General features: G+C 65.9%; 24 protein-coding genes and 1 tRNA gene. 13 read left to right on the top strand and 12 right to left on the bottom strand.

The window, feature by feature from the left end; translation table 11 throughout:
• The first annotated feature begins 75 nt into the window (after positions 1–75).
• On the top strand, positions 76–3,132 hold the full coding sequence (locus ACZ5LB_RS12490) for an immunoglobulin domain-containing protein (RefSeq protein WP_464602552.1): 3,057 nt from the start codon (positions 76–78) through the stop codon (positions 3,130–3,132).
• 115 nt (positions 3,133–3,247) lie between these two features.
• Here the strand turns inward: ACZ5LB_RS12490 and ACZ5LB_RS12485 are convergent, their stop codons facing one another.
• On the bottom strand, positions 3,248–3,454 hold the full coding sequence (locus ACZ5LB_RS12485) for a hypothetical protein (protein ID WP_464602551.1): 207 nt from the start codon (positions 3,452–3,454) through the stop codon (positions 3,248–3,250).
• Positions 3,455–3,478: 24 nt separating this feature from the next.
• On the opposite strand from ACZ5LB_RS12485, the gene dctA reads away from it, so the two are divergent.
• Positions 3,479–4,774: a C4-dicarboxylate transporter DctA gene (gene dctA, locus ACZ5LB_RS12480; RefSeq protein WP_464602550.1), complete on the top strand. Its 1,296-nt coding sequence runs from the start codon at positions 3,479–3,481 to the stop codon at positions 4,772–4,774.
• A gap of 244 nt (positions 4,775–5,018) precedes the next feature.
• Here dctA and sbcB read toward each other — a convergent pair whose 3' ends face one another.
• Positions 5,019–6,464, bottom strand: a complete 1,446-nt coding sequence (gene sbcB, locus ACZ5LB_RS12475) for an exodeoxyribonuclease I (protein WP_464602549.1) — start codon at positions 6,462–6,464, stop codon at positions 5,019–5,021.
• A 109-nt stretch (positions 6,465–6,573) separates the two neighbouring features.
• Here sbcB and ACZ5LB_RS12470 point away from each other — a divergent pair, with 109 nt between their 5' ends.
• From ACZ5LB_RS12470 to ACZ5LB_RS12460, 3 genes are all read left to right on the top strand, one after another.
• Positions 6,574–6,987, top strand: a complete 414-nt coding sequence (locus ACZ5LB_RS12470; protein ID WP_464602548.1) for a hypothetical protein — start codon at positions 6,574–6,576, stop codon at positions 6,985–6,987.
• 119 nt (positions 6,988–7,106) lie between these two features.
• A complete protein-coding gene (locus ACZ5LB_RS12465) occupies positions 7,107–7,730 on the top strand; it encodes a hypothetical protein (RefSeq protein ID WP_464602547.1) in 624 nt (207 codons plus the stop codon).
• A 92-nt stretch (positions 7,731–7,822) separates the two neighbouring features.
• On the top strand, positions 7,823–9,037 hold the full coding sequence (locus ACZ5LB_RS12460) for a cation:proton antiporter (RefSeq protein ID WP_464602546.1): 1,215 nt from the start codon (positions 7,823–7,825) through the stop codon (positions 9,035–9,037).
• Here ACZ5LB_RS12460 and ACZ5LB_RS12455 read toward each other — a convergent pair.
• The 3 genes from ACZ5LB_RS12455 to ACZ5LB_RS12445 all read right to left on the bottom strand — a co-directional run bounded on the left by ACZ5LB_RS12455 (position 9,024) and on the right by ACZ5LB_RS12445 (position 11,229).
• On the bottom strand, positions 9,024–9,707 hold the full coding sequence (locus ACZ5LB_RS12455; protein ID WP_464602545.1) for a GNAT family N-acetyltransferase: 684 nt from the start codon (positions 9,705–9,707) through the stop codon (positions 9,024–9,026). The genes ACZ5LB_RS12460 and ACZ5LB_RS12455 overlap by 14 nt on opposite strands.
• A 1-nt stretch (position 9,708) precedes the next feature.
• Entirely contained in the window at positions 9,709–10,200 is a 492-nt protein-coding gene (locus ACZ5LB_RS12450; RefSeq protein ID WP_464602544.1) for a MarR family winged helix-turn-helix transcriptional regulator, read from the bottom strand.
• A gap of 90 nt (positions 10,201–10,290) precedes the next feature.
• Positions 10,291–11,229 (bottom strand): LysR family transcriptional regulator, encoded by a 939-nt coding sequence (locus ACZ5LB_RS12445; protein WP_464602543.1) that lies wholly within the window; start codon positions 11,227–11,229, stop codon positions 10,291–10,293.
• Between the two features lie 148 nt (positions 11,230–11,377).
• Here ACZ5LB_RS12445 and ACZ5LB_RS12440 point away from each other — a divergent pair, with 148 nt between their 5' ends.
• The 4 genes from ACZ5LB_RS12440 (at position 11,378) to ACZ5LB_RS12425 (ending at position 14,010) form a co-directional block, all read left to right on the top strand.
• Positions 11,378–11,785: a RidA family protein gene (locus ACZ5LB_RS12440; RefSeq protein WP_464602542.1), complete on the top strand. Its 408-nt coding sequence runs from the start codon at positions 11,378–11,380 to the stop codon at positions 11,783–11,785.
• Between the two features lie 160 nt (positions 11,786–11,945).
• Positions 11,946–12,548: a DUF6036 family nucleotidyltransferase gene (locus ACZ5LB_RS12435; protein ID WP_464602541.1), complete on the top strand. Its 603-nt coding sequence runs from the start codon at positions 11,946–11,948 to the stop codon at positions 12,546–12,548.
• Positions 12,526–13,524, top strand: coding sequence for an ArsR/SmtB family transcription factor (locus tag ACZ5LB_RS12430; RefSeq protein WP_464602540.1), 999 nt, complete (start codon positions 12,526–12,528; stop codon positions 13,522–13,524). Before ACZ5LB_RS12435 ends, ACZ5LB_RS12430 begins: the two co-directional genes overlap by 23 nt.
• 6 nt (positions 13,525–13,530) lie before the next feature.
• Positions 13,531–14,010 carry a DUF1579 domain-containing protein gene (locus tag ACZ5LB_RS12425; protein WP_464602539.1) on the top strand — a complete coding sequence of 160 codons (480 nt, stop codon included), beginning with the start codon at positions 13,531–13,533 and terminating at the stop codon, positions 14,008–14,010.
• A 55-nt stretch (positions 14,011–14,065) separates the two neighbouring features.
• On the opposite strand, the gene ACZ5LB_RS12420 is transcribed toward ACZ5LB_RS12425, so the two are convergent.
• On the bottom strand, positions 14,066–15,733 hold the full coding sequence (locus ACZ5LB_RS12420; RefSeq protein WP_464602538.1) for an FtsX-like permease family protein: 1,668 nt from the start codon (positions 15,731–15,733) through the stop codon (positions 14,066–14,068).
• Positions 15,734–16,327: 594 nt separating this feature from the next.
• Here ACZ5LB_RS12420 and ACZ5LB_RS12415 point away from each other — a divergent pair.
• Positions 16,328–17,488, top strand: a complete 1,161-nt coding sequence (locus ACZ5LB_RS12415) for an IS256 family transposase (protein ID WP_464602537.1) — start codon at positions 16,328–16,330, stop codon at positions 17,486–17,488.
• Between the two features lie 605 nt (positions 17,489–18,093).
• On the opposite strand, the gene ACZ5LB_RS12410 is transcribed toward ACZ5LB_RS12415, so the two are convergent.
• The 3 genes from ACZ5LB_RS12410 to ACZ5LB_RS12400 form a co-directional block, all read right to left on the bottom strand.
• A complete protein-coding gene (locus tag ACZ5LB_RS12410; RefSeq protein WP_464602536.1) occupies positions 18,094–18,948 on the bottom strand; it encodes a hypothetical protein in 855 nt (284 codons plus the stop codon).
• Positions 18,941–19,993 carry a type IV toxin-antitoxin system AbiEi family antitoxin gene (locus ACZ5LB_RS12405; protein ID WP_464606309.1) on the bottom strand — a complete coding sequence of 351 codons (1,053 nt, stop codon included), beginning with the start codon at positions 19,991–19,993 and terminating at the stop codon, positions 18,941–18,943. Before ACZ5LB_RS12405 ends, ACZ5LB_RS12410 begins: the two co-directional genes overlap by 8 nt.
• Before the next feature lie 275 nt (positions 19,994–20,268).
• Positions 20,269–20,345, bottom strand: a tRNA-Pro gene (locus tag ACZ5LB_RS12400).
• 120 nt (positions 20,346–20,465) lie between these two features.
• Here ACZ5LB_RS12400 and ACZ5LB_RS12395 point away from each other — a divergent pair.
• From ACZ5LB_RS12395 to ACZ5LB_RS12385, 3 genes are all read left to right on the top strand, one after another.
• Entirely contained in the window at positions 20,466–21,452 is a 987-nt protein-coding gene (locus ACZ5LB_RS12395) for an SPFH domain-containing protein (protein ID WP_464602535.1), read from the top strand.
• On the top strand, positions 21,452–22,354 hold the full coding sequence (locus ACZ5LB_RS12390) for an SPFH domain-containing protein (RefSeq protein ID WP_464602534.1): 903 nt from the start codon (positions 21,452–21,454) through the stop codon (positions 22,352–22,354). The genes ACZ5LB_RS12395 and ACZ5LB_RS12390 overlap by 1 nt, the downstream gene beginning before the upstream one ends.
• A gap of 94 nt (positions 22,355–22,448) precedes the next feature.
• The gene (locus ACZ5LB_RS12385) at positions 22,449–22,883 is read left to right on the top strand and encodes a hypothetical protein (RefSeq protein ID WP_464602533.1); all 435 of its coding nucleotides are present in this window, start codon (positions 22,449–22,451) and stop codon (positions 22,881–22,883) included.
• A 24-nt stretch (positions 22,884–22,907) separates the two neighbouring features.
• Here ACZ5LB_RS12385 and ACZ5LB_RS12380 read toward each other — a convergent pair whose 3' ends face one another.
• The 3 genes from ACZ5LB_RS12380 to ACZ5LB_RS12370 are packed head-to-tail and all read right to left on the bottom strand — an operon-like array spanning position 22,908 to position 26,049.
• The gene (locus ACZ5LB_RS12380; RefSeq protein ID WP_464602532.1) at positions 22,908–24,509 is read right to left on the bottom strand and encodes an O-linked N-acetylglucosamine transferase, SPINDLY family protein; all 1,602 of its coding nucleotides are present in this window, start codon (positions 24,507–24,509) and stop codon (positions 22,908–22,910) included.
• A gap of 6 nt (positions 24,510–24,515) precedes the next feature.
• The gene (locus tag ACZ5LB_RS12375) at positions 24,516–25,646 is read right to left on the bottom strand and encodes a hypothetical protein (protein ID WP_464602531.1); all 1,131 of its coding nucleotides are present in this window, start codon (positions 25,644–25,646) and stop codon (positions 24,516–24,518) included.
• A gap of 19 nt (positions 25,647–25,665) precedes the next feature.
• Positions 25,666–26,049, bottom strand: coding sequence for a hypothetical protein (locus ACZ5LB_RS12370; protein WP_464602530.1), 384 nt, complete (start codon positions 26,047–26,049; stop codon positions 25,666–25,668).
• Positions 26,050–26,063 lie beyond the last annotated feature (14 nt).

The following is a 26,063-nucleotide window of genomic DNA, read 5'->3' as shown; positions in this document are numbered from 1 at the left end:
CGGGTCAAGGAGTCCACGATGAACATCCGACGGGCATTGGCTCGTTTCGCACGACCCTTCTGTGTCACTGGCGGCTTGCTCGTACCTGCGCTCGCCCTCGGCGCCCTGGCGCTTCCGGCCCTCATGCTGGGCTGCTCCAGCAGCAAGGACGATCCGGCCGCTCCGGTCGCCGCGCCGGTCATCACCGCCCAGCCCCAGGCCATGAACGCGGCCGAAGGCGGCAGCGCCACCCTGAGCGTGACCGCCACCGGCGAGTCCCTCTCCTACCAGTGGCGCCGTGGCGGGGCGTCCCTGCTGGGCAAGACCTCGGCCACCCTCACCCTGAACCCCGTCACCACCACCGACGCGGGCAGCTACACCGTGGTGGTCACCAGCACCGTCAACGGCCGCTCGGCCTCCACCACCAGCAACGCCGCCGTGGTCACGGTGGTCCCGCGGGCCGACGCGCCCGTCTTCACCACCAGCCCGGCCTCCACGTCGGTCGTGCAGGGCGCCTCGGCGACCTTCACCGCCGCCGCCACGGGCAACGGCACCATCACCTACCAGTGGCTGAAGGCCGGCGTCGCCCTCGACGGCAGGACCGAAGCCACCCTCACCCTGTCCCCCGTCTCCGCCGCCGACGCCGGCAGCTACACCGTCACCGCCACCAACACCCTGAGTGGCACCACGGCGTCCACCACCAGCGCCGCGGCCGAACTCACCGTCCTGCCCGCCGCGGCGGCCCCGGTCATCGGCACCGGCCCCGCGGCCCAGACCGTGCTGGAAGGCGAGCCCGCCACCTTCACCGTGGCCGCCACCGGCAACGGGACGCTCACCTACCAGTGGCTGTTCAACGGCACCGCCATCAACGGCAAGACCGACTCGGCCCTCACCTTCAGCCCCGTGCTCCTCACCGACGCCGGCGACTACGCCGTGGTCGTGACCAACACCCTCAACGGCACCACCGCCGCCACCACCAGCGCCGCGGCAACCCTCACGGTCACGCCCAAGCCGGTTGCCGTCGCCATCACCGTCCAGCCCCAGTCCAAGGGTGTCACGGCCCCCGACGGCGCCACCTTCTCGGTGACCGCCACCGGCGCGAACCTGTCCTACCAGTGGAAGAACGGCGCCGGCACCGTGGTGGGGACCGATTCCCCGACCCTGACGATCCCCGCCACCGACCTGCACACCGTCAGCCAGACCTACACGGTGACCGTCACCAGCGGCACCACCTCCGTGGTCAGCGACCCCGCGACCCTCTCGGTCGTGGCGCCCAAGCCCGTCTACGCCGGCGACCCCACCGTCACCGACACCAGCCGGGTGTACACCGTCGTCCCCTCCTTCATCACCACCGCCCCCGCCGACCCCTCCGGTTCCTTCCGGGTGGGCTACGACACCGGCAAGCTGGGCCCGGTCTGGTCCTCGGCGTGCTTCTTCCCCAGCGCCCCCTGGTCCTTCACGCGTCCCAGTGATTACCCCACGGATACCCGCATCACCGGTTCCCTGGCTTCGGGCGACTACACCGGCACCGGCTACAGCCGCGGCCACCAGACCCAGTTCGCCAACCTGCGCGACGTCTACGGCGCGGACGCGGGCGCCTCCACCATGTACATGTCCAACATGTGCCCGCAGGTGCAGGCCGGCTTCAACGATGCCGCCTGGAGCGACCTCGAGATCCTCACCACCCAGAACCTGACCACCGCCTTCGGCCGGGTGTGGATCTACACCGGACCCATCTACTCCACCCCCCTGGTCAACCCCATCGGCACCAAGAACATCCCCATCGCCACCGCCTTCTACAAGATCCTGGTCCGCGAGACCGCGGGCGTCCCCAAGGTGCTGGCCCTGATCGTCCCCCACAGCACGACCGTCTCGGGCACCTCAGGACCCGCTGTGCCCATGGTCGCCGGTGACTTCTGGAAGTTCGCCACCACCGTCGACCGGGTCCAGGAACTCACCGGCCTGAACTTCTTCCCGGCCCCGTCCTCCCCGCTTCCCGCGACCTTCACCTCCGTGGTGGACGTCACCGGCTGGGGCAACACCCTCGAACAGGGCCCCAACGTCCCCAACGTCCACATCATCAAGCCCAGCTGGGACTCCACGTTCACCCACGTGCACAACACCACCAACGCCGTGAATACCATCAACACCTACAACGGCCTGGTGGGCGATGCCATCCCCTTCGAGGGCCAGGCCACGCCGGATCCCGACGGGATCACCAGCACCTCCTGGACCTTCGGCGACGGCAGCGCCGCGGTCACCACGCCCACGACCACCCACGTCTACACCGCCGCCGGCTCCTACACGGCCACCTTCACGGCCACCGACGCGGCCAACCACACCCGCTCCATCTCCCGGGTCGTGAGCATCAAGACCCTGGATCCCACCGCCCCGAACATCACCACCCAGCCTGCGTCCCAGACCGTCTTCGCGGGCAACGCGGTGTTCTTCACCGTGGCCGCGACCGGCAACGGCACGATCACCTACCAGTGGCGCAAGGACAGCGTGGACCTGCCGGGGATGACCACCGCCACCCTGAAGCTCACCAACGTCACCTCCGCGGACGCCGGAACGTATTCGGTGGTGGTCACCAACACGGCCGGATCCGGCTCCCTGACCGCCCCCAGCGCCGATGCGGCCCTGGTCGTCAACACCGTTCCCGCCAACGACATGTATGAAGGCTTCGAGATCGGCACGAAGGGTTCCTGGGCTACCGGGACGCCCAATCCGGCCCTTCAGACCGGTGTCTGGAACCTCACGGACGCGCTGGTCGGCAAATCCGCCGCCAACGGTGGCCTCGCCGCGGACAACTTCGTGGGTCTCCAGGGCGTGCGCATGCGGAACGCCTCGACCTCGGCCACGGGCAAGATGACCATGGCTTTCGATTGGCCCAACGGCGCGCAGAGCGTTTCCATCAGCCTTGCGAAGTACACGACCGATACGACGATCGGAACCCTCGGCCTGCGGTACTCCACCAACGCCGGCGTGAACTGGGTGAATCTGTCCGAGACCTTCACGCCCACCGGCACGACGCCCACCACCGTGACCTGGACCGTCGGCGTGAACCAGCCCATCCGGTTCGAGATTTACCGGACGGACGCCTTGGCCAACGGCCGGGTCTGCATCGACGACTTCCACATCGTCGGCTATTGATCTAGCCACCTCCCCCCCCAAGGGGACTTGCACCGGAACCGCCCAGGCGGTTCCGGTTTTTTTTGGCCGGTCACACCCGGTCGGCTGTCACAAAATCGATTCTGAATTTATCAAATCAGTGGAAAAAGGAATCCTTCCTCTTTTTTAGAGATGCCTTGAAAACAATAGCTTTTTCACGATAGACGACCCATTTGTTGAAATGTCCCACTCCTGCATTATTTCCGAATTGATAAGTCCGAAACCCAAGGTGTCCGCCGTGACGGCTGGGCGGGTCCAGGATGCGCCCACCCGCTTCCGGTGGCCCCTCCAGGGCCATCCGCATCCCTGATTCCAGGAAGGAGCCCCCATGGTCAAGAGGTTCGCCTCCAAGCTGTACAACTGGGTCGCCGTGATGATCGTGCTGGGCGCCCTCCTGGGGCACTTCTACCCGGCCGTGGCGGTCCGGATGCAGCCCCTGGCCGACGGGTTCATCTCCCTGATCAAGATGCTGATCCCGCCGGTGATCCTGGTGAGCGTGGTGCTGGGGATCGCGGGCGCCGGCAGCATCAAGAAGGCCGGGCGCGTGGGCGCCAAGGCCATCCTCTACTTCGAGGTGGTGAGCACCTTCGCCCTGGTGATCGGGCTGGTCATGGCCAACGTCTTCGGCCCGGGCCGGGGATTCCACGCCGATCCGTCCAAGCTCGACCCCAAGCTCGTGGCGGGCTACTTGACCCAGGCCGCCCACATGACGGTCACGGACCACCTCCTGAAGATGATCCCCAAGACCCTGTTCAGCGCCTTCACGGACGGCGACATCCTCCAGGTGCTCCTGATCTCGGTGCTCCTGGGCTTCTCGCTGGCGGCCCTCCCCGAGCGGCACAAGGCGCCGCTCCTGGCCATGCTGGAGAACATCAGCAAGATGTTCTTCGGCGTCATGAAGCAGATCCTCTACCTGGCCCCCATCGGCGCGGGCGCGGCCATCGCCTTCACCATCGGCAAGTTCGGCCTGAAGTCCCTGGTGCCCATGGCCCAGCTCATCGGCCTCTTCTACGTCACCTGCGCCCTCTTCGTCTTCCTGGTGCTGGGCACCATCGCCCGGTTGGCGGGGTTCAACATCCTCAAGGTCCTGCGCTACATCAAGGGCGAACTGCTCCTGGTGCTGGCCACCAGCTCCTCGGAATCGGCGCTCATCCCCCTGATGACCAAGATGGAGCACCTGGGCCTGTCGAAATCCATCGTCGGCCTGGTCATTCCCACGGGGTATTCCTTCAACCTGGACGGCACCAACATCTACATGACCCTCGCCTCGATCTTCATCGCCCAGGCCATGGGCATCGAGCTCACCCTCGGCCAGCAGCTGGGCATCCTGGTGGTCACCATGATCACCAGCAAGGGCGCCGCGGGGGTCACGGGTTCGGGCTTCATCACCCTGGCGGCGACCCTGGCCGTGGTGCCGGGCATCCCCGTGGCCGGCATGGCCCTCATCCTGGGCATCGACAAGTTCATGTCCGAGGCCCGGGCCATCACCAACCACATCGGCAACTGCCTGGCGGCCGTGATCATGGCCATCTGGGAGAAGGAACTGGACTGGAAGCGCTTCAACGAGGTGCTCAACCGCCACGAGGACGAGCCCATGCCCGAGGCCATCCTGGCCGGGGAGTAGCCGGCACTTCGGTCGGACGTCCCGCTGCCACTTTTTGAGTGCACTCCGGAATCCCCTTCCAGGGGGGGAAATGGGATGCCCGGCCCGGAGGGTTTTCCGCAGCCCTCGCGGAAACGGGGCCCGGGAACCCGCACCACGACTGTTTCTCGAAGTTATGACGAAAGGGCGCGGCCGGGTCCCGGCTTTTTCAAAGGCAACCGGTGGCCGCTCAATTCTCCCTATCCGTTCCCGGCGCCCCGGTCGTTCACCGCCCGGGGGTTGCGGCCTCGGAGGACGGAAGGCAGGCTTCGAGCTCCTCCCACAGGCTCCCGCGGTCCGGGTGGGTTTCCCGCGCCCTGGCGAGGGCCTCGCGGAACCCCTCCAGGCCCAGCAGGCCTTCCAGGGGCGGCCGCTCCAGGCGGTTCCGGCAATGGGCCGTCCAGCGCGCCGTTTCCGCCGGGGTGAGGAGTTCGGGCCAGTTGCGGGCCCGGTACCGGAAGAAGAGTTCCGGGAGCCTGGGATCCTTGAAGGTGGGTTCCAGCGCGGCCAGTTCCGCGGGCGCGGCCAGGTGGATCCGGTCCAGGCATGCGCGGTCGGCGTCGGAAAAGAAGCCGCCGTAGATGGAGAAATCCGGGTCGGCGGTGGCCGGCCCGGCGTGCGCGGCCATGCAGGCTTCCACCAGGCGCGCGCGGAAGGCCCCCTGGGCCTGGAGGGCGGCGCCCCGGGCCTCCAGGGCAGGCCGGTCCAGGCCGTGGCGTTCGGCCACCTCCGGGGTCAGCAGCCGCAGGTCCCGCACGACGATGGGGCACTTGTTGGTGTGCAGGGTCTTCACGCCGGGGCGCTCCCAGCCGCGGGAGGCGAGGTCCTCGGCCCGGGCGTACATCCGTTCCCGCAGGGCCGGCACGTCCAGGTCCAGGAACGGCTCGAAGGGGATCCGCAGGTCCCAGAGCACGATCTCGTTGGGGCGGTCCGGCACGTCCCCCACGGGCCACACCAGGGAGAAGGATCCCTGGGCCGCCTTGAACATGCCCGAGACGTGGATGAGGGCCTGGGGCTGCCCGGGGTCGGCCTGGGCGCGGACCCACTGCTTGCTGCGCGCCTTGAGGGCGAAGTCCCAGAGCCGGGGCTGGGCGGCCTTCAGGAGGCGGGCCAGGGCGAGGGTGGCCCGCACATCGGCCAGGGCGGTGTGGGCCTCCCCGTGGGGGATGCCGTTGGCCCGGGTGAGGTCGCCCAGGCGGAAGGACGGCGTGCCGTCCTCCTGGTCCGGCCAGGCCAGCCCCCCGGGGCGGAAGGCCCGGGCCAGGCGGAGGACGTCCAGGAGATCCCAACGGCTGTTTCCGTTCTTCCATTCCCGGGCGTAGGGGTCGATCAGGTTCCGGAAGAGGGTGGAGCGGGTGACCTCGTCGTCGAACCGCAGGCTGTTGTAGCCCACGGAGCAGGTGCCGGGCCGCGCCATTTCGGTGTGGATGGCGGTGATGAATTCCGCCTCCCGCAGGCCCAGCCGGGCCACGGTTGCGGGACCGATGCCCGTGAGCAGGCAGGCTTCGGGGTGGGGCAGGTAGTCCGGGGACAGGCGGCACCAGAGCTCCAGGGGCGCCTCCACCGGGTTGAGGTCCAGGTCGGTGCGCAGGCCGGCGAACTGGGCCGGCCGGTCCACCCGGGGGTCCACGCCGAAGGTCTCGTAGTCATGCCAGTAGAAGGTGGGGCCCATGGGCGTGCCTCCGGCGCGGCAAGCCGCACCCCAACTGTAGCCCAGCTCGCGGTGAACGCGCCGCCGGGTTCGGCATGGATGGGCCTTGCGGTTACAGTGAAGCGTGGGCATGTTCCTGAATCAGCTGTGGATGATCCTGGCGATCCTCGCCGGGTTGGGCGTATCGTGCCCCCCCTGCGGGCCGGTCCACGGCGCCTGGCGCCGCGCGGCGGGGTTGACGGAGGGCGCCTTCGTGGGCGTCCACGGTCTTCGCGGCGGGTTGGCGTCCCCGGCCCCTGGGCGGGGAATGGCCAAGAAACCATCCACCCGCGCCGAGGGCGATGTGCGCCGCAAGCTCCCCGGGCGGGCCGGGGATGGACCCGGGCCGCACCCCATGGGGGAGCCGGCGCCCCTGGGCTTCGTGAACTGGCCGCCCGCCGCCGGGGTGGTGGCGTGCAACCTGCCATGGGGTTCCGAAGGGACGCCCGGGGGAATGGATCCGGAAGCGGCCGGCAAGCGCGGTCCGCCGGCGCACCGCGCCTAGGTCCCATCCATCCCCGATCGCGCAGGCCAGGCGTCCCCCCGGAAGGGGGCCGCCGGCGCAGAGCCCTTTCGCGGGAGGCCCCGGTCCGGGCCCGCCCGCCCATGCAGAACTGGATCCCAATGAAGCAAGCAACTGGAAAGCTCACGCAGCAGGTTGACCTGTGGACCCGGCAGACCCTCGCCTCGGGGAGGTTCCTGGTCCACCTCTACCGGCGTCTGGGGGACGACAAGCAGGCCGCGGCCGCCTTGGAGGTCATGGCCCCCTCCGAGGAACGGGCCGCCCGCCTCGGGCTGCGCGGGGTGGCCGCCTTCCCGGTACCGCCCCTGGTGGACGAGACGGAAGCGGAGGCCCGGGCATGGGAGGCGCTCCTCGAGGCCCAGGCGGGGTTCTGTTCCTTCCATGCCGTGATCGACGGTCCCCGCGGGCCGAGGCGTTCGGCCGAAAGGGCCTATTTCAGGGCGGTCCGGGGCCTGGAGACAGCCTTCCCGGCGGAATGGGCCGCCGGGCGCAGGAAGGCGATCCTCCAGAAGGTCTCCACGCAGTGCGCGGACCTGTTCGTCCAGGACCTGGAAGCCGAAGGAAGCCCGGAAGCCCGCGCGGAACTCCACGAACAGATCGAATCCGGGATCCGCCAAGGGTTCCTCCAGATCGAAGCCGCCGCGAAGAGCCTGTTCACCTTCATCGGCAGCGGCTGGGGTCCCGACGCCGAACCCGGATGCCCAGCCACCGGGGCGGGTGCATAATTGCGATACCCAAAGGCCCATGAGGCGCATCCAAGAATGGAAACCAGGTTTGTTCCGATAAAGGCTCAACCGCCTCCCCCCGGAGACGCCCCATGACCCATTCCATCCTGCCGACCATCGCCCTCGGCCTCCTGGCCGCGTTCGTGCTGGCGCTGGTCCTGGCCCGCCTCCGGATCCCGGCCATCGTGGGGTACCTGCTGGGGGGCCTCCTGGTGGGCCCGCACACGCCCGGGTTCGTGGGCAACAGCGCCGCCGCGGGGGAGCTGGCCGAGGTGGGCGTCATCCTGCTCATGTTCGGCGTGGGCCTGCACTTTTCGCTCCAGGACCTGCGCAAGGTCTGGAAGATCGCGGTGCCGGGAGCGGTGCTCCAGATCATCGTGGCCAGCCTCCTGGGGACCTGGCTGGCCCGGTCCTGGGGGTGGCCGCTCATCTCGGGCCTGGTGTTCGGGCTCAGCCTTTCCTGCGCCAGCACGGTCGTTCTGCTCAAGGCCCTGGAAAGCCGGGGCCTCAGCAAGCATCCCCATGGGCACATCGCGATCGGCTGGCTCCTGGTGGAGGACATCGTCTGCGTCGTCGTCCTCCTCCTCCTGCCCACCCTCGCGGCCATGCAGGGCGTCCAGGGCGGGGGCGGGTCCACCTTCCTGACCGTCCTCAAGCTCGTGTTCCTGGCCCTCCTCAAGATCGGAGTGCTGGCGGCCCTCATGCTCTTCGCGGGCACCCGGGGGGTGCGCTGGCTCCTCCACGAAGTGCTCCGGCACAATTCCAGCGAGCTGTTCACCCTGGCCATCCTGGGCATCTCGGTGGGATTGGCCTACCTCGTGGCCATCCTTTTCAACGTCAGCTTCGCCCTGGGCGCGTTCCTGGCGGGCGCCCTGGTCAATGGCCAGCCCAGCAGCCATCGCATCCTGAACAAGATCGAACCCCTCCAGGACACCTTCTCCGTGCTGTTCTTCGTTTCCGTCGGCATGCTCTTCGACCCGCGGGTCCTGGTCCAGCACCCCGTCAAGGTGCTCTGGGTGCTGGCCATCGTCCTGGGGGGCAAGACCGCCGCGGCCTTCCTGCTCATGCGCCTGATGCGCTTCGGCACGGACGCGGCCCGCGTCGTTTCCGCCGGCCTGGCCCAGATCGGTGAGTTCTCCTTCATCCTCGCGAGCCTGTCCATGGCCGTGGGCCTGCTGACCCAGGAAGGCTACCAGCTGATCATCGCCGGCTCGATCATCTCCATCGCGCTCAACCCCACGCTGTTCGCGGGGGCCACCCGGAAGCGGGCGCCCGCGGAGGGCGCCGCCGCCCTCACGGGGCGATGAGGGTTTCCAGCACGGCCACGTTCACCTCCGCGCGCAGATCGAAACCGAGGGTCCCGTAAAGGGCGATGGCGGGCGTGTTGGACGCCCAGGCGTGGAGGAAGGCGATCTCCCCCCGCGCCTGGATGGCGGCGGTCACCGCCGCCGACAGCCGCCGGGCCAGGCCCTTGCCGCGGAAATCGGGGTGCGTGCAAACGCCGCTCACCTCCGTGAACCCCGGGAAGCGCATCCGCTCCCCGGCCATGGCGACGAGCCTGCCCCCGCGCCGGATGCCGAGGAAGCGCCCCATGGCGTGGGTGCGGGGCAGGAAGGGCCCCGGCTCGGTGAGCGTGGCGAGGGCGAGCATCTCCGGCGCGTCGGCGTCGGTCAGGGGTTCGATCTCCCCATCCGCCCCGGCCGCCAGGGGGCGGGTGGCGACCATCTGCACGCCCTTGGCGGTGCGGGCCGCCCGCAGGCCGGGTGGCACCGTGATGGCCGGCACCTGGAGGAGGTACACATGCTCCCCGGGACGCACCAGGTCCGCGAACCCCGCCTGGGCCTCCTCCCCGTCGTCCCGGGCGGATGCGAACAGGTTCACGTCGCGCAGGAACCGCCTCGCGCGGGCATCGCCCTCCGACAGGGCCCGGTGGAACGTGGTCAGCGATGCCCAGACGGGCCGGTCCAGATCTCCCATGTCAGCTTCCTCCTTGCGCAGGGCGGCGGGTGCGGCCGGCGAGGGGCAAATGCTCCAGGGCCGCTTCCAGCGCCGCGAGGTTCTCGAGCAGGTTGCCGGTGGCCTCGCCGCAGGCTTCGCGCACCGCGGCCTCGATCCCGGGAAAGGTGCCCTTCTCAAGCCGGGCAAACAAATTCCGCCCTGCGGGGGTGAGCTCCAGGACCCGGGCGCGCCGGTCGTCCGCCGCCGCCCTCGAGCGGACCAGCCCCGCCTCCTCCAGGCTCCGGGCCATGCGCGTCACGCCCGGCTGGCTCACGCCGAGGGACCGGGAGAGCTCCCCCACCGTCAACGCACCCCGTCTTTTCAGGCACGCCAGCGGTGGCAGGTGCGAAGCGGGCACCGGCACTCCCGCTTCGTCGAGGATGACCTGGGTCTGCATCTGGAGCCGGTCGCCAAGCCGCTTCAAGCGCGTGCCTAGCGCGAGATGACCCAGGTCCTTGATGACGTCGTCCATGCGGGCTCCAATAGCTTAACAAGTTATATGCCTTGTTATATAATTGTCAAGACGGACGCCAACCGAGCCCTCGCCCTTCGCAGACCCGTTTTACTGCCTATTTGCAGTGGCAGATTCCGGGACATCGGTCATGTGTTCTGCCATGACCTCGACGACCCAGTTGATGAAAACACGCAACTTCATGCTCGCCTGGCGGTTGGGGTGGAAGGCCAGGTACAGGGGCATGGGGTCCGGCGCCCAGTCAGGGAACAAACGCATGAGTTCGCCGCGGGCCATGGGGTGCTTGGCCATGTAGGTGGGCAGCCAGAGCACCCCTACACCGGCCAATCCAGCGGCAAGGTAGGCGTTGCCATCATCAACGGCCAGGGCGTGTCTGGCTTTGACTTCGATGCGTGCATCGCCCTGGCGCAGGGTGGTGGGCCACAGTTTGCCGGTGCGTGGGGACAAAAAGGCGACGATGCGGTGAGGTTCCGCTTTCAGGTCCAAGGGGTGCCGTGGGGTGCCCACCCTCTGCAGATAGCTGGGTGCCGCGTATACGCCAAACGGCAGATCGCCCACATGGCGCGCGACGAGGGATGCCGGGGTGGCTTTCCCGCCACGAATCACGCAATCCACGTTGTCGCGAATCAGGTCGGTCATGCGGTCGGTCACGCCCATCTCGATCTGAAGTTCGGGATAACGGGCGTGGAACTCTGGAAATGCGGGGACCAGAAGCAGGCGCGCCACCGGGCTCGGAACATCCACACGCAACCGCCCCCTGAGCGAGGCCGTGGCGCTGGACAGGCTGCTCTCGGCATCCTCCAGATCGACCAGCAGGCGCATCGCCCGCTCATAGTAGGCAGCGCCATCGGCGGTGGCGTGGACTTGTCGCGTCGTGCGGTTGAGCAGCTTGACCCGCAGCCGTGCCTCCAGTTGCTGCACCAACTGGGTCACCTTGGTCTTGCTCATGTGCAGGGTCCTCGCAGCGTTGGTGAAGCTGCCTGTTTCCAGCACGCGAACAAACGCTTGCATTGCATCGAAACGATCCATACGGGCCTTGCCTTTGCCGGATGATTGTTCTGATTTCGAAAACAGTGATTGTACGACTTGCGGGTTTATCCGTGGGGCCGCGGCCGCCTAAATTAACGGTGAGCCCTTTCGCTCTTCACGTAACATGCACCATTCATAGGGGTGTTCCATGTCAGTGCGCAAGGTTGTGTTTCCCGCCGGTCGCCAGGCGCTTTATGAGCAAAACCGCTACTCGCCCGCCGTCGAGTCGAATGGCTTTCTGTTTGTTTCCGGCCAAGTGGGCAGCAGACCGGATGGCTCCCCCGAACCGGATGTGGCCCAACAGGTCCGCCTGGCGTTCGAGAACCTCAACGCCATCCTGGCGGCTGCCGGCTGCACCTTCGACGACGTGGTGGATGTATCGGTGTTCATCGTTGACCCGGAGAAACACCTGGAGACCATTTGGCCCGTGATTCATGAGTTCTGGGGGCCCGCCCCACACCCAACCCTGACGGGTATTGGCGTGACCTGGCTCTATGGCTTTCAGTTTGAAATCAAGGTCGTTGCCAAGCTCCCAGAGAATGCGGCGAATGAATAGCACATTATTTTGGGGCAAGAGGACTCGGACCCCCGACCCTCTGGTTTCAAAGCGGCGCGCCTTGTCTGCCCCCCATTACGGTAATCATCGATGCGGGCTGGCGAAAGTGGACGGGGAGTTTATAATAGTGCTTTGAACACTAGTTGAAAGTGCTAAAACCATGAACAACGCCCTGGACGCGGCTCAGCTTGAACAGGCCCTCCACCTACTTCAGGATCTACTCCGGCTGGAGGATACGGCGCCAGTGCATCTGGTGGCGTGCGGCGGCTCGGCCCTGATCGCACTGGGGCTGGTGCCTCGGACCACGCGGGATCTCGACCTGTTGGCGCTGGAGCAGGAGGGGCGGCTGGTGGCGCCGCAGCCCCTGCCTGCAGGACTCGAGGCGGCGGCTGTGGCGGTGGCCACGGAACTGGGTCTGCCCCAGGATTGGCTGAACAACGGGCCGAGCAGCGGGGAAGGCGGCCTCTTCCAGATGGGGCTGCCCGAAGGTCTCCAGGAACGTCTGGTCACCCGTGTCTACGGCCCGGCCCTCACCGTCTCCTTCATTGGCCGCACCGACCAGATTCCTTTCAAACTCTGGGCCTCGGTGGATCGGGGAGGTTATCACATTGACGATTTGCTCAAGCTCCAGCCCACGGAGGAAGAGATCCGCGCCGCAGCCTTGTGGACGCTAAAGAAGGACGTCTCCGAGGGCTACCGGATGCTCCTTGGCCGCCTGCTGACTGAACTGGGATTCGCCAATGTCGCCCGAACCATGGTCTAGGCGGCTGCGCCGCGCCCTGTTGGACCACCTCTGGGGCCAGTGGTCCGCCCTGGGCGTCGCCGGCTATGGCGGTGCGAACGGACGCATCATCGATCCGGAGGCGCTGCTGCTGTGTTCGCTGGAACAGGCGCGATGGGATGCCCGGCTCTTCGACGTCATCCTGGACTGGTGCATGGCCAACGAGGCCTTCCTCGCCATCCCCCGGCTCAAAGCGCTCCGCGCGCACCATCCCGTGGTCCGGCAATTGGCCGCCCTGACGGAACTCGGTTGTGCCAAGGGTGGGGGGAGCCGCTGGAAGCCGCTGCTGGAGCCGATCCATGAGGTTCCCAATCCTGAGCCCCTGTTCTTCACGTTGGAGGGGGCTCCGCTGCCCCAGGTCGGTCCACCGGATCCCGTCTTCCTTCGCCAGGGCCTGCGGCGGGAAATCTACGCGTTCCGTGGCCAGACCCGTCCTTTCCCCCCGGAGGAGCCCGCCGCGCTGATCCTATCCCTTCGGGCGCTCATGGGCAGTTCTGCACGCTGCGAGATCCTGGCATGGCTATGCGGTGGCCGGGAGCAGACACCTTCCCAACTTGCCCGCCAGACAGGCTATTCTCAGAAAAACGTCCAGGACGCCATGGTGGACATGGCTCGTTCGGGCCACGTGAAGGTGCGAAGCGTGGGCAGGGAAAAGCGCTACCGCCTCGATGACCCGTTCCGCCAGTTCCTGGGGGCCGGGAAGGCCCTTGCCCCCTACCCCTGGATGACCGTCTATCCCCTGATTTCGCAAATCCTCGCCCTGTTGGCCAAGGCCGAGGACCTGGGTCTTGCCGAAGCCTCGGTTCATCCCAAGTTCCGCCAAGCCTTGGATGCCAGTCTGCCCGCACTCATCGAAGGCGGCCTGCCTCCCGCACGCTTCATCTGGACCAGCAATGAAACCTTCGTGTCCCTGATGATCCGTTTACTGGCGGGGGAGGAAGGGGCTGCATCCCGGTAGCCGGGCATGCCCCTTCCCAAGCCCACCTCCCACCACTTGGCGCTCCAACGCTCGGAAGGCACCTGGGATGTGGTGGTGAAAGGGTACGGCGCCCCCGGCAAGCCACCCATGGTGTCCAAAGGTGCAGAGGTGAACAAGCTTGTGCCGGGTGGGCTCTGGCTCACGTCCGAGTTCAAGTCCGTTTTCATGGGCATGCCCTTCGAGGGGCGCGGGATCTTCGGCTATGACACCGCCAGGCACCAGCACGTGGGCACCTGGATCGATTCCATGGTCACCGGACTGGCCCTGCCCGTGGGCACCTGCAAGGATGACTGCCGGGAAGTCACCATGTCGTTCGATGGCCCCGGCATGGACGGGAAGATGACCTCGTACAAGGAAGTCACCGTCGAACACGGTCCCGATCGCCGGGTCATGACAATGTATACGAAGGGCAAGGATGGCGAATACAAACTGAACATGGAAATGGAATACACGCGGCGGAGGTAGCTGGGGTCTGGAAGCTCCCGACCCTTTTGGGGCGATTCTCAAAACAATAGAAAATTCATTCCTGTCGGATGGCCGTTGCGAGGTCCACGGAGGCTGCTCGCATGGCCGGGCCTAGGCATGCCAGGAAGGACGCCGTGAAAAGGACAAGGATGCCAGCCAGAAGGCTACCTGGATGCAAGGCCTCAACCCCAGTGAAGAATCCGTGTAGGGCCTGCCCAAGCCAGTAGGCTCCCAGGCTTCCCAGGGCAAGTCCTACCAGGACACTGGCCATGCCACGCAGGACAACCTTCCGAAGAATCTCCCAATGAGCCGCTCCAAGGGCCATTCTGATTCCGATTTCGCGGGTCTGCCGCGCCACCCGGAAGGCCAGGAGGCTCTGCACCCCCATGGCTGATAGGCAAAGGGAAACCATCCCGCAAAAGCCAAGCAACCAGGACGCCACCCGGAGGTCGTGGTACAAGCCGTCCAGGTGCTCATCAAGTGCACCCAACTGGAGGATCGGAAGATCAGGATCAATGTCCCGCACCATTTGCCGAACAAGCGGGAAAACGGCCTCTGACTTCCCCTCCAGGGAGAAGAGAAGGCATCCTGCCCGGTCCAGCATTGAACTCCTTGGTAGGAACAGCACAGGTTCATGAATGCTTTTCCCTGGATCGACGCCATGGTCAGCAACAACGCCCAGGACGGTATTTCCGTCCTTTCGCGTAAGCATCCCCACGGGATCTTGACCCGGCCAAAGCTTTTGGGCCAAGGCCCTGTTTATGACCGCGACCCTCGAATCCGGGATGAGATCGGAGGCCATGAACTCTCGTCCCTTTAGAACCGGGATCCCCAAGGTCTTGAAGTAGTCCGGCCCTACGAAAAGGATTTGAAAATAAAGGCTTCCCACATTACTGATCGTTTTCCGACCCGTCTCCATTGGAAGGCCGTTTGCGAAAGCTGTGGTTCGGATTCCGGGGAGGGCCCGAAGGCGTTCCTGAAGACGCAGGAGGATTTCCTCGTTCCGTTTGCCTCCGCCGGGTCCCGATTCCATGAATTCAACCCTCAGGGCCGCAACGCCAGCGGTCTTGAATCCCAAATCACGGGTCCGGGCTCGGTCCAAGCTGCGCGTAATTATGGTTCCGCTGGTCACAAGAGCCAGGGCAAGCCCGACCTGAAGGACCACCAATCCATCCCTTACCCGGCTTCTTTGGGTAAGTGTTCCGGAGCCGCCCTTGAGCAACTGGTTTAGATCCTGCCTGGATGCATTCAGGGCCGGAGGCAGGGCCGTGGCGAGGCCGCAAAGTCCCCCTATGAACAGGGCAAACAGGATGGCTGAAGTGCTGAGTTCCACTGGCAGGGGCGTCCCATATGCCTTTACATCCTTTATGCGCTCGATAAATTTAAAAATTGGTATTGCAATAGTTATGCCCGCAACGCTGGCCAACGCACTGATGACAAGGTGCTCACCGATTACTTGGCGAAAGATTGTGCTTCCCCGGCCGCCAAGGGCCATTCGGGCGGCGAACTCCTGTCGCCGGGATTCCATCTGGGCCAATTGGAGGTTGGTGACATTGGCGCAGGCCAGCAGCAGCAGAATCCCAGCCACCGAAAGAAGGACATAGGGCGCTGGCAGGCGCTCCTCAAGCGCTCTCTTGCGATCATTGAATGCAGGGCGGACGTTAATGCCGCTGACCTCGATGTTCGGTTGCGGTGCAGGCTGGAATTGGCTCCCCATCGCCATTACGGTTGCCCGGGCCTGGGCGATGGAAACACCCGGTTTCAAGCGCGCGAGGGTGGGCCAAGTGGAGGAGAGACCCCCGTTCCTCTGGGCAAATGAGTTCTCGTTGTCCAGCGACAAAACTATTGACCCCCCAGGCGTCAAAACTATTGACCCCCCTCCCGGGGTCCTTGGGGACTTAAGGCGGCCAGCGAAGCGTAGCCGCCGGGTCCGATTTCAAAGCGAAAAAGATCCCATGCTGATGATGGCTTCATGCCAGCGGCCCGTGTGGGAAACGCGTAGCGTTTTCCAGCCGAAGGCCACGGGTGTGGAAAGGTTGTTGACCCGGAGGGCGCCCCGCAGGGGCGTTTCCTGTGTGACCCGGAGGGCGAGCGCAGCTCGTTCCGCGCAGCGGAATCCAGCAGGAAATCCATCAGCCTTTCCATTCCCGTGCACGGGCCGCGGGCGGGTGGGTCGCGAACTCGAATTGAGTGCATCAGGCACCTATTTCCCTTTCGATAGAGTCCCAGAGAGTGGTGTAAGAGCCGGGTAGGCAGACAGGTGGCCACCGTTCCCCGTATGTTTGTTTTTGCCGAACGAACATAGGAGCGGAAAACGATGGCCAGAGACAGTGTGGAGGGCCTTGTGGCCCTGGGCAAGGTTTTGGAGGAAGGCAGCGGGGATTTCCTGCGCCAGCTGGTGATGACGACCTTGGAGCGGATCATGGACAGCGACGTCACGGCGCTCTGCCAGGCCGAGGCCGGGGAGCGTTCGCCGCTGCGGGAGAACCACCGGAATGGCTACCGGGAGCGGGATTGGGAGACCCGCCTGGGAACCATGGCTCTGAAAATCCCGAAGCTTCGGCAAGGGAGCTACCTTCCGGATTTCCTGGAGCCACGCAGGCACTGGGAACGGGCCTTCATGAGCGTGGTCTCGGAAGCCTACGTGGCGGGGGTTTCCACCCGGAAGGTGGAGCACTTGGTCGAGGCCATGGGGGCGAAGGGGATGTCGAGGAGCGAGGTTTCCAGGCTGGCCAAGGAACTGGACACGGAGGTGACGGCTTTTCGCGAACGTCCGCTGGAGGGGCCTTTCCGCTACATCTGGCTGGACGCGATGTATCCCAAGGTCAGGGAGGGACAACGGGTGGTGGGCCTGGCGGTCCTGGTCGCTATGGGGGTCAACCAGCAGGGTTACCGGGAAGTGCTCGGCCTGGAAGTGGCTGACGGCGAGATGGAGTCGGCCTGGAGCAGCTTCCTGGAGAGCCTGATCAAACGTGGCCTGACCGGGGTGGAATTGGTGGTATCGGACGCGCACACCGGCTTGAAGGCGGCGGTACGGCGGGTCCTGAACGGGGTTTCCTGGCAGCGGTGCCGGGTGCACTTCATGCGCAATGCAGCCGTGAAGCTGCCCAAAGCCGCCCAGGATGCGCTCCTGGAGCGCCTGAAGCAGGCCTTCCAAGCACCGGACAAGGACGAAGCCATGAAGTTGTTCAAGGCGCTGTCCCACGAAACCCAGCGCGAGCATCCCAGCTTCGCCGCGCTCCTGGACGAGGCCGTGGAGGACGTTCTGGGCTACATGAACTTCCCCAAGGCCGACTGGCGAAAGATCCATTCGACCAACGTCCTGGAGCGGGAGAACCGCGAATTGCGGCGACGGTCCGATGTGGTCGGCATCTTCCCGAACCGGGCCGCTGTGCTTCGCCTGCTTGGGAGCTTGTTGGCGGATCACCACGCCGAGTGGGCCGCCGCGCCATTCCCATACCTGAAAGCGAGGGTGTGATGGCACCGGGGCCAGGTCGCGACCCACCCGGCCGGGGCGGTGCGCGGGCATGGAAAGGCTGCTGGATTGCCTGCTGGATTCCGCTGCGCGGAACGGGCTTTCAGCCCGCCCTTCGGGTCCACAGGCAACGCCCCTGCGGGGCGCCCTCCGGGTCCACAACCTTCCCACACCCACGGGCTTCGCCTGGAAAACGCTGGCGCGTTTCCCACACCGCCCCGGCCAAAGGTCCATCAGCAGCAGCATTTCATTGAAATTTGTTCATACGGGTACGGCGGCGCTTCGCTGGCCGCTCTTGTTACACCACTTGACGGGACTCAGGCCTTGAAAGCCAAAAGGCTTTTCGAACTAGACACGCAACACCTCTTATCTTCAATAGCAACAAAAATGCCATAAATAGGGTGCTGTTAAAGCTGCACTTCTGCGCCTTCACTGAATTCCTGTGTCCCGAAATCGGGACGGAGCGTACCGGGAATGGGCTGATCATTACCTCGGATCCAAGAATCTCCCAACGACTGGAACCGTCGTCCAGGAAAGCATCCCAAGCTCGGGGAGAAGATCAATCCCGAGAAAGCCAATGGCGAATCGGCGGCGGAGTGAAGCACCTTTCAGCGTGCTTCGGGGCCTCCAGGCAATTGCCTCAGCAGCAAGCGCACCGCGCCCGCGGCATCCTGACGAAGCGCGTCGCTGGCGGGTTCTCCCAGGAAACGAGCATAGGCCCCGGGACCGAAGGCGTCCGGCCCATCGAAGTCCTGGGCTAGGTAACCCAGGGCCTCCCGGGCCGAGGGATGGTCCAGCATCGTCTCCATGATCTGGGCCACTTCCACGACAGGCTCCAGGCCGAGGAATCGAAGAAGGTACACAAGGTCGTAAGCATCCTTTGGCTCGCCGCGCATGCGGAATGCAAGAGCTTTCAGCACCACGAAGGAACCCGGCCCGCAGACGGGGATGCTGCGCCTGGCGCGGTCTCCCCTCAAGGTCCACCCCGAAAGATCCACCCAGCGCCGGTCGCGAAAGGCCAAGTCCAGGCCGGGAATGATGAAGGCCGCGAAGTCAGGTTCGATGTTTCGAAGCCGGCCTCCCTGATCCCCATCCCGGCTGGGAGGAATCAGGAAATCCAAGGTGACCCGGTCCTGCCCTTCCAGGGCCCAGGTCTGCCGGGCCGGATTGCCCTTTGGGTTCGGCTCCGGACGAAAACCTTCGGCACGCATGCGTTCGGCGAGAACCTGGTACCGCCTGGTGTCCAGAATGGCCACGGAAAGGCCGACATCAAGATCCAAGGTCCCGGCATGACCTTCCCCGACGCCTTCCTGCGGGATCAGCAGGGATGGAGCCACGCCCCCGATGATCACCAGGTCTTCCATCAGGTCTCCCACCCGGGTGGCCAATGTCAAGCAGGCGCTGTGGATCAGGGCGATCTGGCCTTGGGGGTAGCCTTCAAAGGTTGCGGGTTTTTCAGGCACGGTGGTTCCAGGACAAGAATCGCTCACGCAGGTTATCAGCAGCCGCGGAGGCCCGCTCGGGGTGGTCCTTCAAGTCCATGTAGGCCTGGACGGGATGAACGACCGGGGTCCCGTCCACACGGGTCTTCCCCTGGTACACCCCGGTGTCCTTGGGCCGGATGATCCAGAGGTTGGCGCCGCGGTCCGTCCTCTCGAACCCCAGTTCCTTTGCGAGGTCAAAGCCTGGCGTCGGGTCCATGTAGAGCGAAACCAGCCGGAACCCCGCGAACCGGGTGTGTAGCCAGGCCGCCGCGAGCCCCGTTACCGCATACTCAAGGGATCCATTTCCCAGACGCCGTACGACCTGCTCCAGCGCATGCTCGCCAGACCTTGCGGGAAGGTGGCCCAGGATTCGCTCCTCCTCCTGGATGTGGTAGCCGTCATGCCAGGCCTGAAGAAGCAGGTCAGGCTGATCGGTCCGGATGTTTCCGGAACCGTCCTTGAGGAGAAGCCCTTCCGCGCACAGCTTCTTGATCAGGCGGCTCAGGTAGCCAGGATCCAGATGGATCTGATCCCTGAGCTCCTGTTGGCTGAAGGCCTGCCCAGGGTGCATGAGCATCCATCGGGCCAGGCGCGAAGCCTGGGGGGCGAAAAGACTGGAGGTTCGCCCCGGCCTTAGGAAACGGTTGGGTTTCCCCTCCACCAGGATCCTGAGGCCCGGCCCCTTGATGGATGCATTGCCCGAGAGATCCACCCAGGAGATGCCCGCAGACTGGCAAGCCTGCACGCCGAGCGGGCCCATGTAGGGCACGACCAGCAGGGGGAGTTCTCCCTGGCCCAGCGATGGGCTGGCGCGTTGGATATGGGCAATGGCCGTACGCACGGCCATGGGGCTGCCCTGGGTCTTGGCTGCCACCTGGAAACGCCAACCTCCTGCGATCAATCCCTCATCCCAGCCTTTATCCGCAGAGGTGTTCGGCCTTGATGCCTGCACAGGTACGTCCAGCAATGCCTCCAGGCGGACAGGCAACTCAGCAAGCTCTTGAGTCAGTGGCGGAGTCTTCATGTTGACCAAAATAGGTCAATGGATAAATTTGTCAATCTGTATTGATTGGTCAATCAAGGTTCATCTATTTAAAAATAAAAATCTTAGACTGAATATTGCCTTTTGACGATTGTGTCAATTGGAACTGGATGGTCAATAATTGAATTCTATTTGGCTTTTCGCATGCAAGGTTGGACTGAATGCTACGCAGATGAACATTTGTAGCGCCGCTGCAGCGCGGGACGATTCTGAACGAAAGGGCCACCCTGTGGCGGCCCCGTTTCCCTTGATTTTATTGGTCGGGGCGAGAGGATTCGAACCTCCGACCCTCTGCTCCCAAAGCAGATGCGCTACCAGGCTGCGCCACGCCCCGACTGGAAGGTAAGTATAGCAAGGCCGGGTTCCGGCCCCAAGGCGGGGGGTGGGGGCTTGAACTTCGCATGTCCTGGGGTGGGATCCGTCATACTGGGGATCATCTTCCTGGAGTGCGGCCATGATCGATCTTTCCGTAGGGATTCCCCTGGGCTGTGCCCTGGGGTTCGTCGCGTGGTTCCTGGTGAGGTGTCTTGCGGCGGGGATCTACACGGTGGACCAGAACCAGCGGGCGGTGAAGACCTCCTTCGGGCGGGCGGAGCGGGTGGGGACGGCCACGACGGCGGAGGATCCCATCTCGGCGATGCTCACGCCCGAGGAGCGGGAGCGCTACGCCTCCCCGCAGGTGCGGGTCATCCCGCCGGGGGGGCCGTACTTCAAGTGGCCCTGGGAGCGGGTGTACAAGGTCTCGGTGGCCACGGAGACGGTGAGCATGGCGTGGGATCCGGCGATGCCTTCGGCCAACAGCGGCGGGACGGTGCTGGAGGCGGTCACCAAGGACCAGCTCAACACGGGGCTCACGGGACAGATCCGGTTCCGGATCAGCGACCGCAACCTCTACGCGTTCCTTTTCGGCGTCAAGAACCCCATCGCGCACGTCATGGGCTACTTCGTCTCGGTGCTGCGCGAGCGCATCGCGACGTTCGAGGCGCCGGCGGACGCGGACGGCGTCCCGGCGGTGCAGACGGGGATCTCCATCAACGACCTGCGCAAGAACCTGCGGGACCTCAACGAGCACATGGACAAGGAATGCGCCTCGGCCCAGGCGCGCTACGGCATCCTCCTGGAGGCCTCGCTCATCACGGCCATCGATCCGCCCCCCGACGTGGAATCGGCCCTGGCGGCCATCAACACGGCCCACAACCAGGTGTCCTCGGACATCAGCCTGGCCCAGGCCTCGGCGGACCAGAAGATCGTCCAGTCCCGGCGCGCGGTGGAGATCGAGACCCTCAAGGCCGAAGCTGAAGTGGAACCCCTGCGCCTCCTGGCCTCGCAGATCGCCCTGCTCAAGGGCAAGGGCGGCGAGGGCGCCCTGGAGGCCTACGTGCGCAACGTGCGCCTGGGGCTCTATTCCGATGCCGCCCGCATCGTGCTGGAGGTGAAGTGATGGAAACCTTCATCGTCGCCGTCATCACCTTCATGGGCTGCTTCGTGGCGGTGCCCGTCCTGCTGGGCCTGCTGCGGACCTTCGGTTTCTACGCCATCGTGCAGGAGCGCCGGTGCCTGGTCTATGTGCTCTTCGGGAAGGTGGTGGGCATCCTGGACGAGCCCGGCCTGCACTTCCTCTGGCTGCGCCTGGGCTGGCGCGCGCCCCTGGTGAAGCTCCTGGGGCGCTGCTACGAGATCGACTACCGCCTGGACCAGGAATACCTGCGCAGCGCCCCCGTGAACTCCGAGGAGGGGGCGCCCATGGGCATCGGCATCTGGTACGAGATGTTCATCAGCGATCCCGTGGCCTACCTCTTCAAGAACACCGATCCCCGGGGCTCCCTGGCGGCCAACGTGAGCAACTCGACGGTGCGCTGCCTGAGCAACATGCCCCTGGCGGACATGATGGCCAACCGCCACGCCATGAGCCAGACGGTGCGCAACGAGGTCTCCCCCCTCTCCCACGACTGGGGCTACAAGCTCGGTTCCATCTACATCCGCAAGGTGCATTTCCGGGACGCGGACATGATCCGCCAGATCGAGAGCAAGGTCGTGAACCGGCTGCGGCAGGTCACCTCCAGCATCAAGCAGGACGGCACCAACCAGGTGAACATCATCACCAGCACCGCCGAGCGCCAGGCGGCGGTGGAGTTCGCCAAGGCCGGGGCCGTGCGGCCCGAGATCGTGGGGTCCGCCCTGGAGGAGATCTCCCGGGATCCCTCGGTGGCCCGGGCTTTGTTTGATGTCCTGGAAGCCCAGAAGATGCTTGCGGGGAAGGGGGCCATCACCCTGATTCCGGCCCGGCCCGCCCTGCTCGCCGACCTCCTGGCGGCGGCGCCGGAGCCCCCGCGGCCCCGATAGCCCTTGACAAAAATATATATAAATTATATTTGAGCACGACCAGGATTGTGCGGGCCCACCCGGCGATCCGGTCCCCCTTTCAAGGAGACCTGCCGTGCGCAACCCCCGCTCCACCCCCTGGCTCATGGCTGCCGTGGTCCTTCTGGGAGGCCTCCAGGCCGCCTCCGCCGCCGACGGGGCCAAGGTGTCCCTGGAGGACAAGAAGACCAGCTACATCCTGAAACTCCAGAACCTCGGCCAGGGCACCGTCCTCGTCACGGGGGACGGCGGGTTCAATGCGAAGCTCGTCAAGGCCAAGGATACGGTGACCCTCACCGGGGGCAGGAACTACACGTTGACGATCGAGCCCGCCGCGAAGGAATCCTGGCGGACCATGGACGTCTCGGTGGTGGGGGACACGAGCGGGATGGGGTTCGGCTCCTTCACCCTGGCCGGTCCCTGCAAGCTCACCCGTGAAACGGTGCTTTCGGACTGGGACAAGGCGTTCGTCGTGAAGGACAAGCAGATCACGATCAAAGCCAAGAAGTAGGCCGATTCCGCCGCCTGGGGCCCGCTATCCCACCATCCTGCGGTACGCCGCTTCCAGGTCCCGGGCGAAGCCGGCGGCGTCCATGAGCGGGGAGGCCTCCATGCGCGGCCTCAGGTCCCGGCGCAGCTGCGCCAGGCGCGGCAGGTCCGCGGCGAGTTCCGCGGCGATGGCCACGAAAGGGTCGTCTTCAAAGGCGGCGAGCTCGGCCAGGCCCAGGTTCCGGAGCTGGCTCCAGCCGGCGCGGCCCACGACGGTGGCGCCCACCCGGGTGACGACGGGCACGCCCATCCAGAAGGCGTCCAGGCTCGTGGTGTGGCCGTTGTAGGGGACGGTGTCCAGGCAGAGGTCGATGTCCCGGTACTGCGCCAGGTAGTCCCGGCGGGACTGGAAGGGCGTGAAGTCGATGCGGTCCTTGTCCGTGAAGGCGTCCAGGATCAACTGCCGGTGGTGGCCGGGATGGGCCAGGAGCCGGAGGCGGGAGCCGGGGACGGCCTGGAGGACGCGGTCCCAGAGCGCCAGGACGGACCGGTTCACCTTGCAGGGATTGTTCAGGCACCCGAAGGTCACGTGGCCCGCGGCCAGGGCCGGGAGGGGGCCGGGAGCGGGCTCGTCCGCGAGGGGGTGGTAGCACCAGAAGGTGTGGGGCAACCGGATGGAGCGTTCGGCGTAGTCGCCGTCCGTGACGCCCGGGGGATCCAGGTAGGGGTCCGTGAGGCGGAAATCCATGGCCGAAAGGCCCGTGGTGCCGGGGTACGCGAGCCAGGCCACCTGGACGGGGGCGGGCCTGCGCGCGAAGAGCAGGGGGCGGCCTCCGGCCATGTGCATGGTGAGGTCCACGAGGATGTCGATGCCGTCCTCGCGCACCTGGGAAGCCAGGGCCTCGTCGGTCATGCCCGCGCAGTCGTGCCAGACGTCGCAACAGGTCCGGAGCTGCGCCGTCACGGCGTCGGGGTGCCGGACGCCTGAATAGGCGTGGATCTCGAAGGTCCCCCGGTCGTGGTGCGCGAAGAGCGGAACCGTGAAGAAGGCCTGGCAGTGGTACCGGAAGTCCGGCGACACGTAGCCCACCCGCACCCTGGGGCCGGGTCTGCGGGCCGGCGCCTCCCCGCCCAGGCCCCGGGCGTGGACGAGGTCGAAGGCCCGGGCTTCCTGGAGGAGGTCGTCGGCGGAGGCCGCCGGATCGAAGGTCCGCAGGTAGGCCAGGCTGCCCATGGCGACGGGGTCCGCGGGGTCCAGGGCGACGGCCTCGCGGAGGCAGGCCAGGGCCACGTCCATGCGGCCCAGGTCCTTGAACAGGTGGCCCAGGCTGCCGAAGGCGAGGGCGTTGCCGGGTTCGGCCCGGAGGGTGCGCTGGAGGAGGTCCGCGGCCCGGTCCGGGTCGCCCAGGGCCCGCGCGGCGGCGCTGGCGTTGAGCCACCCCTCGGGGCAGTCCGCCTCCAGGTACGCCGCCAGGGCCCCGGGAAGGTCGCCCTGGAGCATCAGGGCGTTGCCCAGGTTGTTGGACGCCTCCGGAAAGGGGCCGGCGGCCAGGGCCTTGCGGTAGGCCGAGGCCGCGCCGGCAAGGTCACCCCCGGCGAACGCCTCGTCCCCGAGGGAACAGCTGGCGAGCGCCTCGGGGTCGGGCATGGTCCCTCACTTGTTGGTGAGCGTCACGCTCCGGAGGTTGAAGCCGCCGCGCTGGAGGTCCAGCACCTTCCCGGCGAGGTTCACCAGGAGCATGGTCTCGAGTTCATCGCCGCCCTTCTTGGTGGCGCCGACGGGGGGGATGGTGGAGGCGAGCTTGCGCTCCCCGGTCCAGGTCATGTGGATGTCGAACTTCATGGTGCCGACGGGGAACCCCATCTGGCCGGCGAGGTGGTCGATGCGGCCTTCGCCGTTGTAGGAGATGGTCAGGGAGGCCGGGCCTTCCATGCCCTTGCTCTGGTTCTCGATGGTCACGCTGGTGGGCCGGGTGCCGGTGTAGTGGAAGGTCATGCGGGTGGTGATGCCCTGGGCGTCGTTGCTGTAGTTCATCCGCGTGGGCAGCTTGGTGGACTTGTCGAAGACCACGTCGAGCTTGCCGCGCTTCCAGAAGCCCAGGCTCTCGGCCATGCTCTGCTCGCGCTTCTTGGGGTCATAGGAGGAGGTGGGCGAGTGGAAGGTCAGGGTCTGGCCGCCGGCGCCGTCCTCCCGGCCCATGGCCGCCTTGAAGAGGGTGCCCTTCACGTACACGTCGCGCACGTCGTTGACGCACTGGCTGAACCACCCCAGGAAGGACACGGGGGCGTCCGCCGGAGGCGGGTCCACCTTGGTGGTGTAGGCGTTCATCTCCTTGCTGTAGAGGAACCCCTTCATGCCGGAGCGGTAGTAGAGCAGGGTGCCGAAGTCGCCCTTGAGCTCGGTGCGGAAGTCGGCGTTGGCGAAGTAGGTGCCCTTGAGGTTCAGGTTGACGGTGCCGCCCTTGGTGAGGCCGCCCTTGACGGCGCCCTGGCCGAGCTGGTCCACCTTGGCGTTGGCCGCGGCGGCGGTGAAATGGATGGCGAGGGTCCCTTCCAGGTCCACGGCGCGCACGTCCTGGTAGGGCTTGCCGAACCAGCCGGCGTTCACGGCGTTGAGCACCTGGTCCAGGTTCTGCCGCGCGAAGGTGGCCTCGATGCTCTCCTTGGCGGGGCCCTTTGCGGGAGCCTTGGCGGCGGGAGCCTTGCCCTTGGCCTGGCCATGGACCGGGGCGGTTCCTCCGAGAACGAGGAGCGTGGCCGTCAGGGCAGTGATACCGAGTTTCATGCAGATCTCCGAATAAGGGCTATCGCCGTTCTTTATGAGGGATCAGGGCTTGAAGTTCCCGCTTCCGCCTGGAAAAGCACGACGCGCAGAAGGCCGCGGCGGGATCGGTGGGGACGAAGTCCACGTATTCCTTGGTGCCGCACTCCACGCAGACGATCTGGGTGAGGATCTGGGCTTCGTTCTTGCGTGTCGCCTTGCGCACGGGCTGAGTCTTCTTGTAGCAGTGCGGACAGTTGAAGAACTTCTCCTCGGGGGACAGCCGGAAGGTGCGGCCACAGGTGGCGCAGACCTTCTCGCGGGTGGTCACGGTGGGCTTGGCCTCGCGCTTCTGGATCTTCACCACGCCGGGGGAGGCGGGTTCGGCGGGGGGCGGTTCGGGTCGTGCGGGAGGGCGTGGGGTCATTTCTGCTCTTCAGG

The sequence above is a fragment of the Mesoterricola sp. MK458 genome (genome assembly GCF_055384935.1).
The sequence above is the reverse complement of the archived record's forward strand: the minus strand, read 5'-3'. Positions and strand labels throughout refer to the sequence as shown.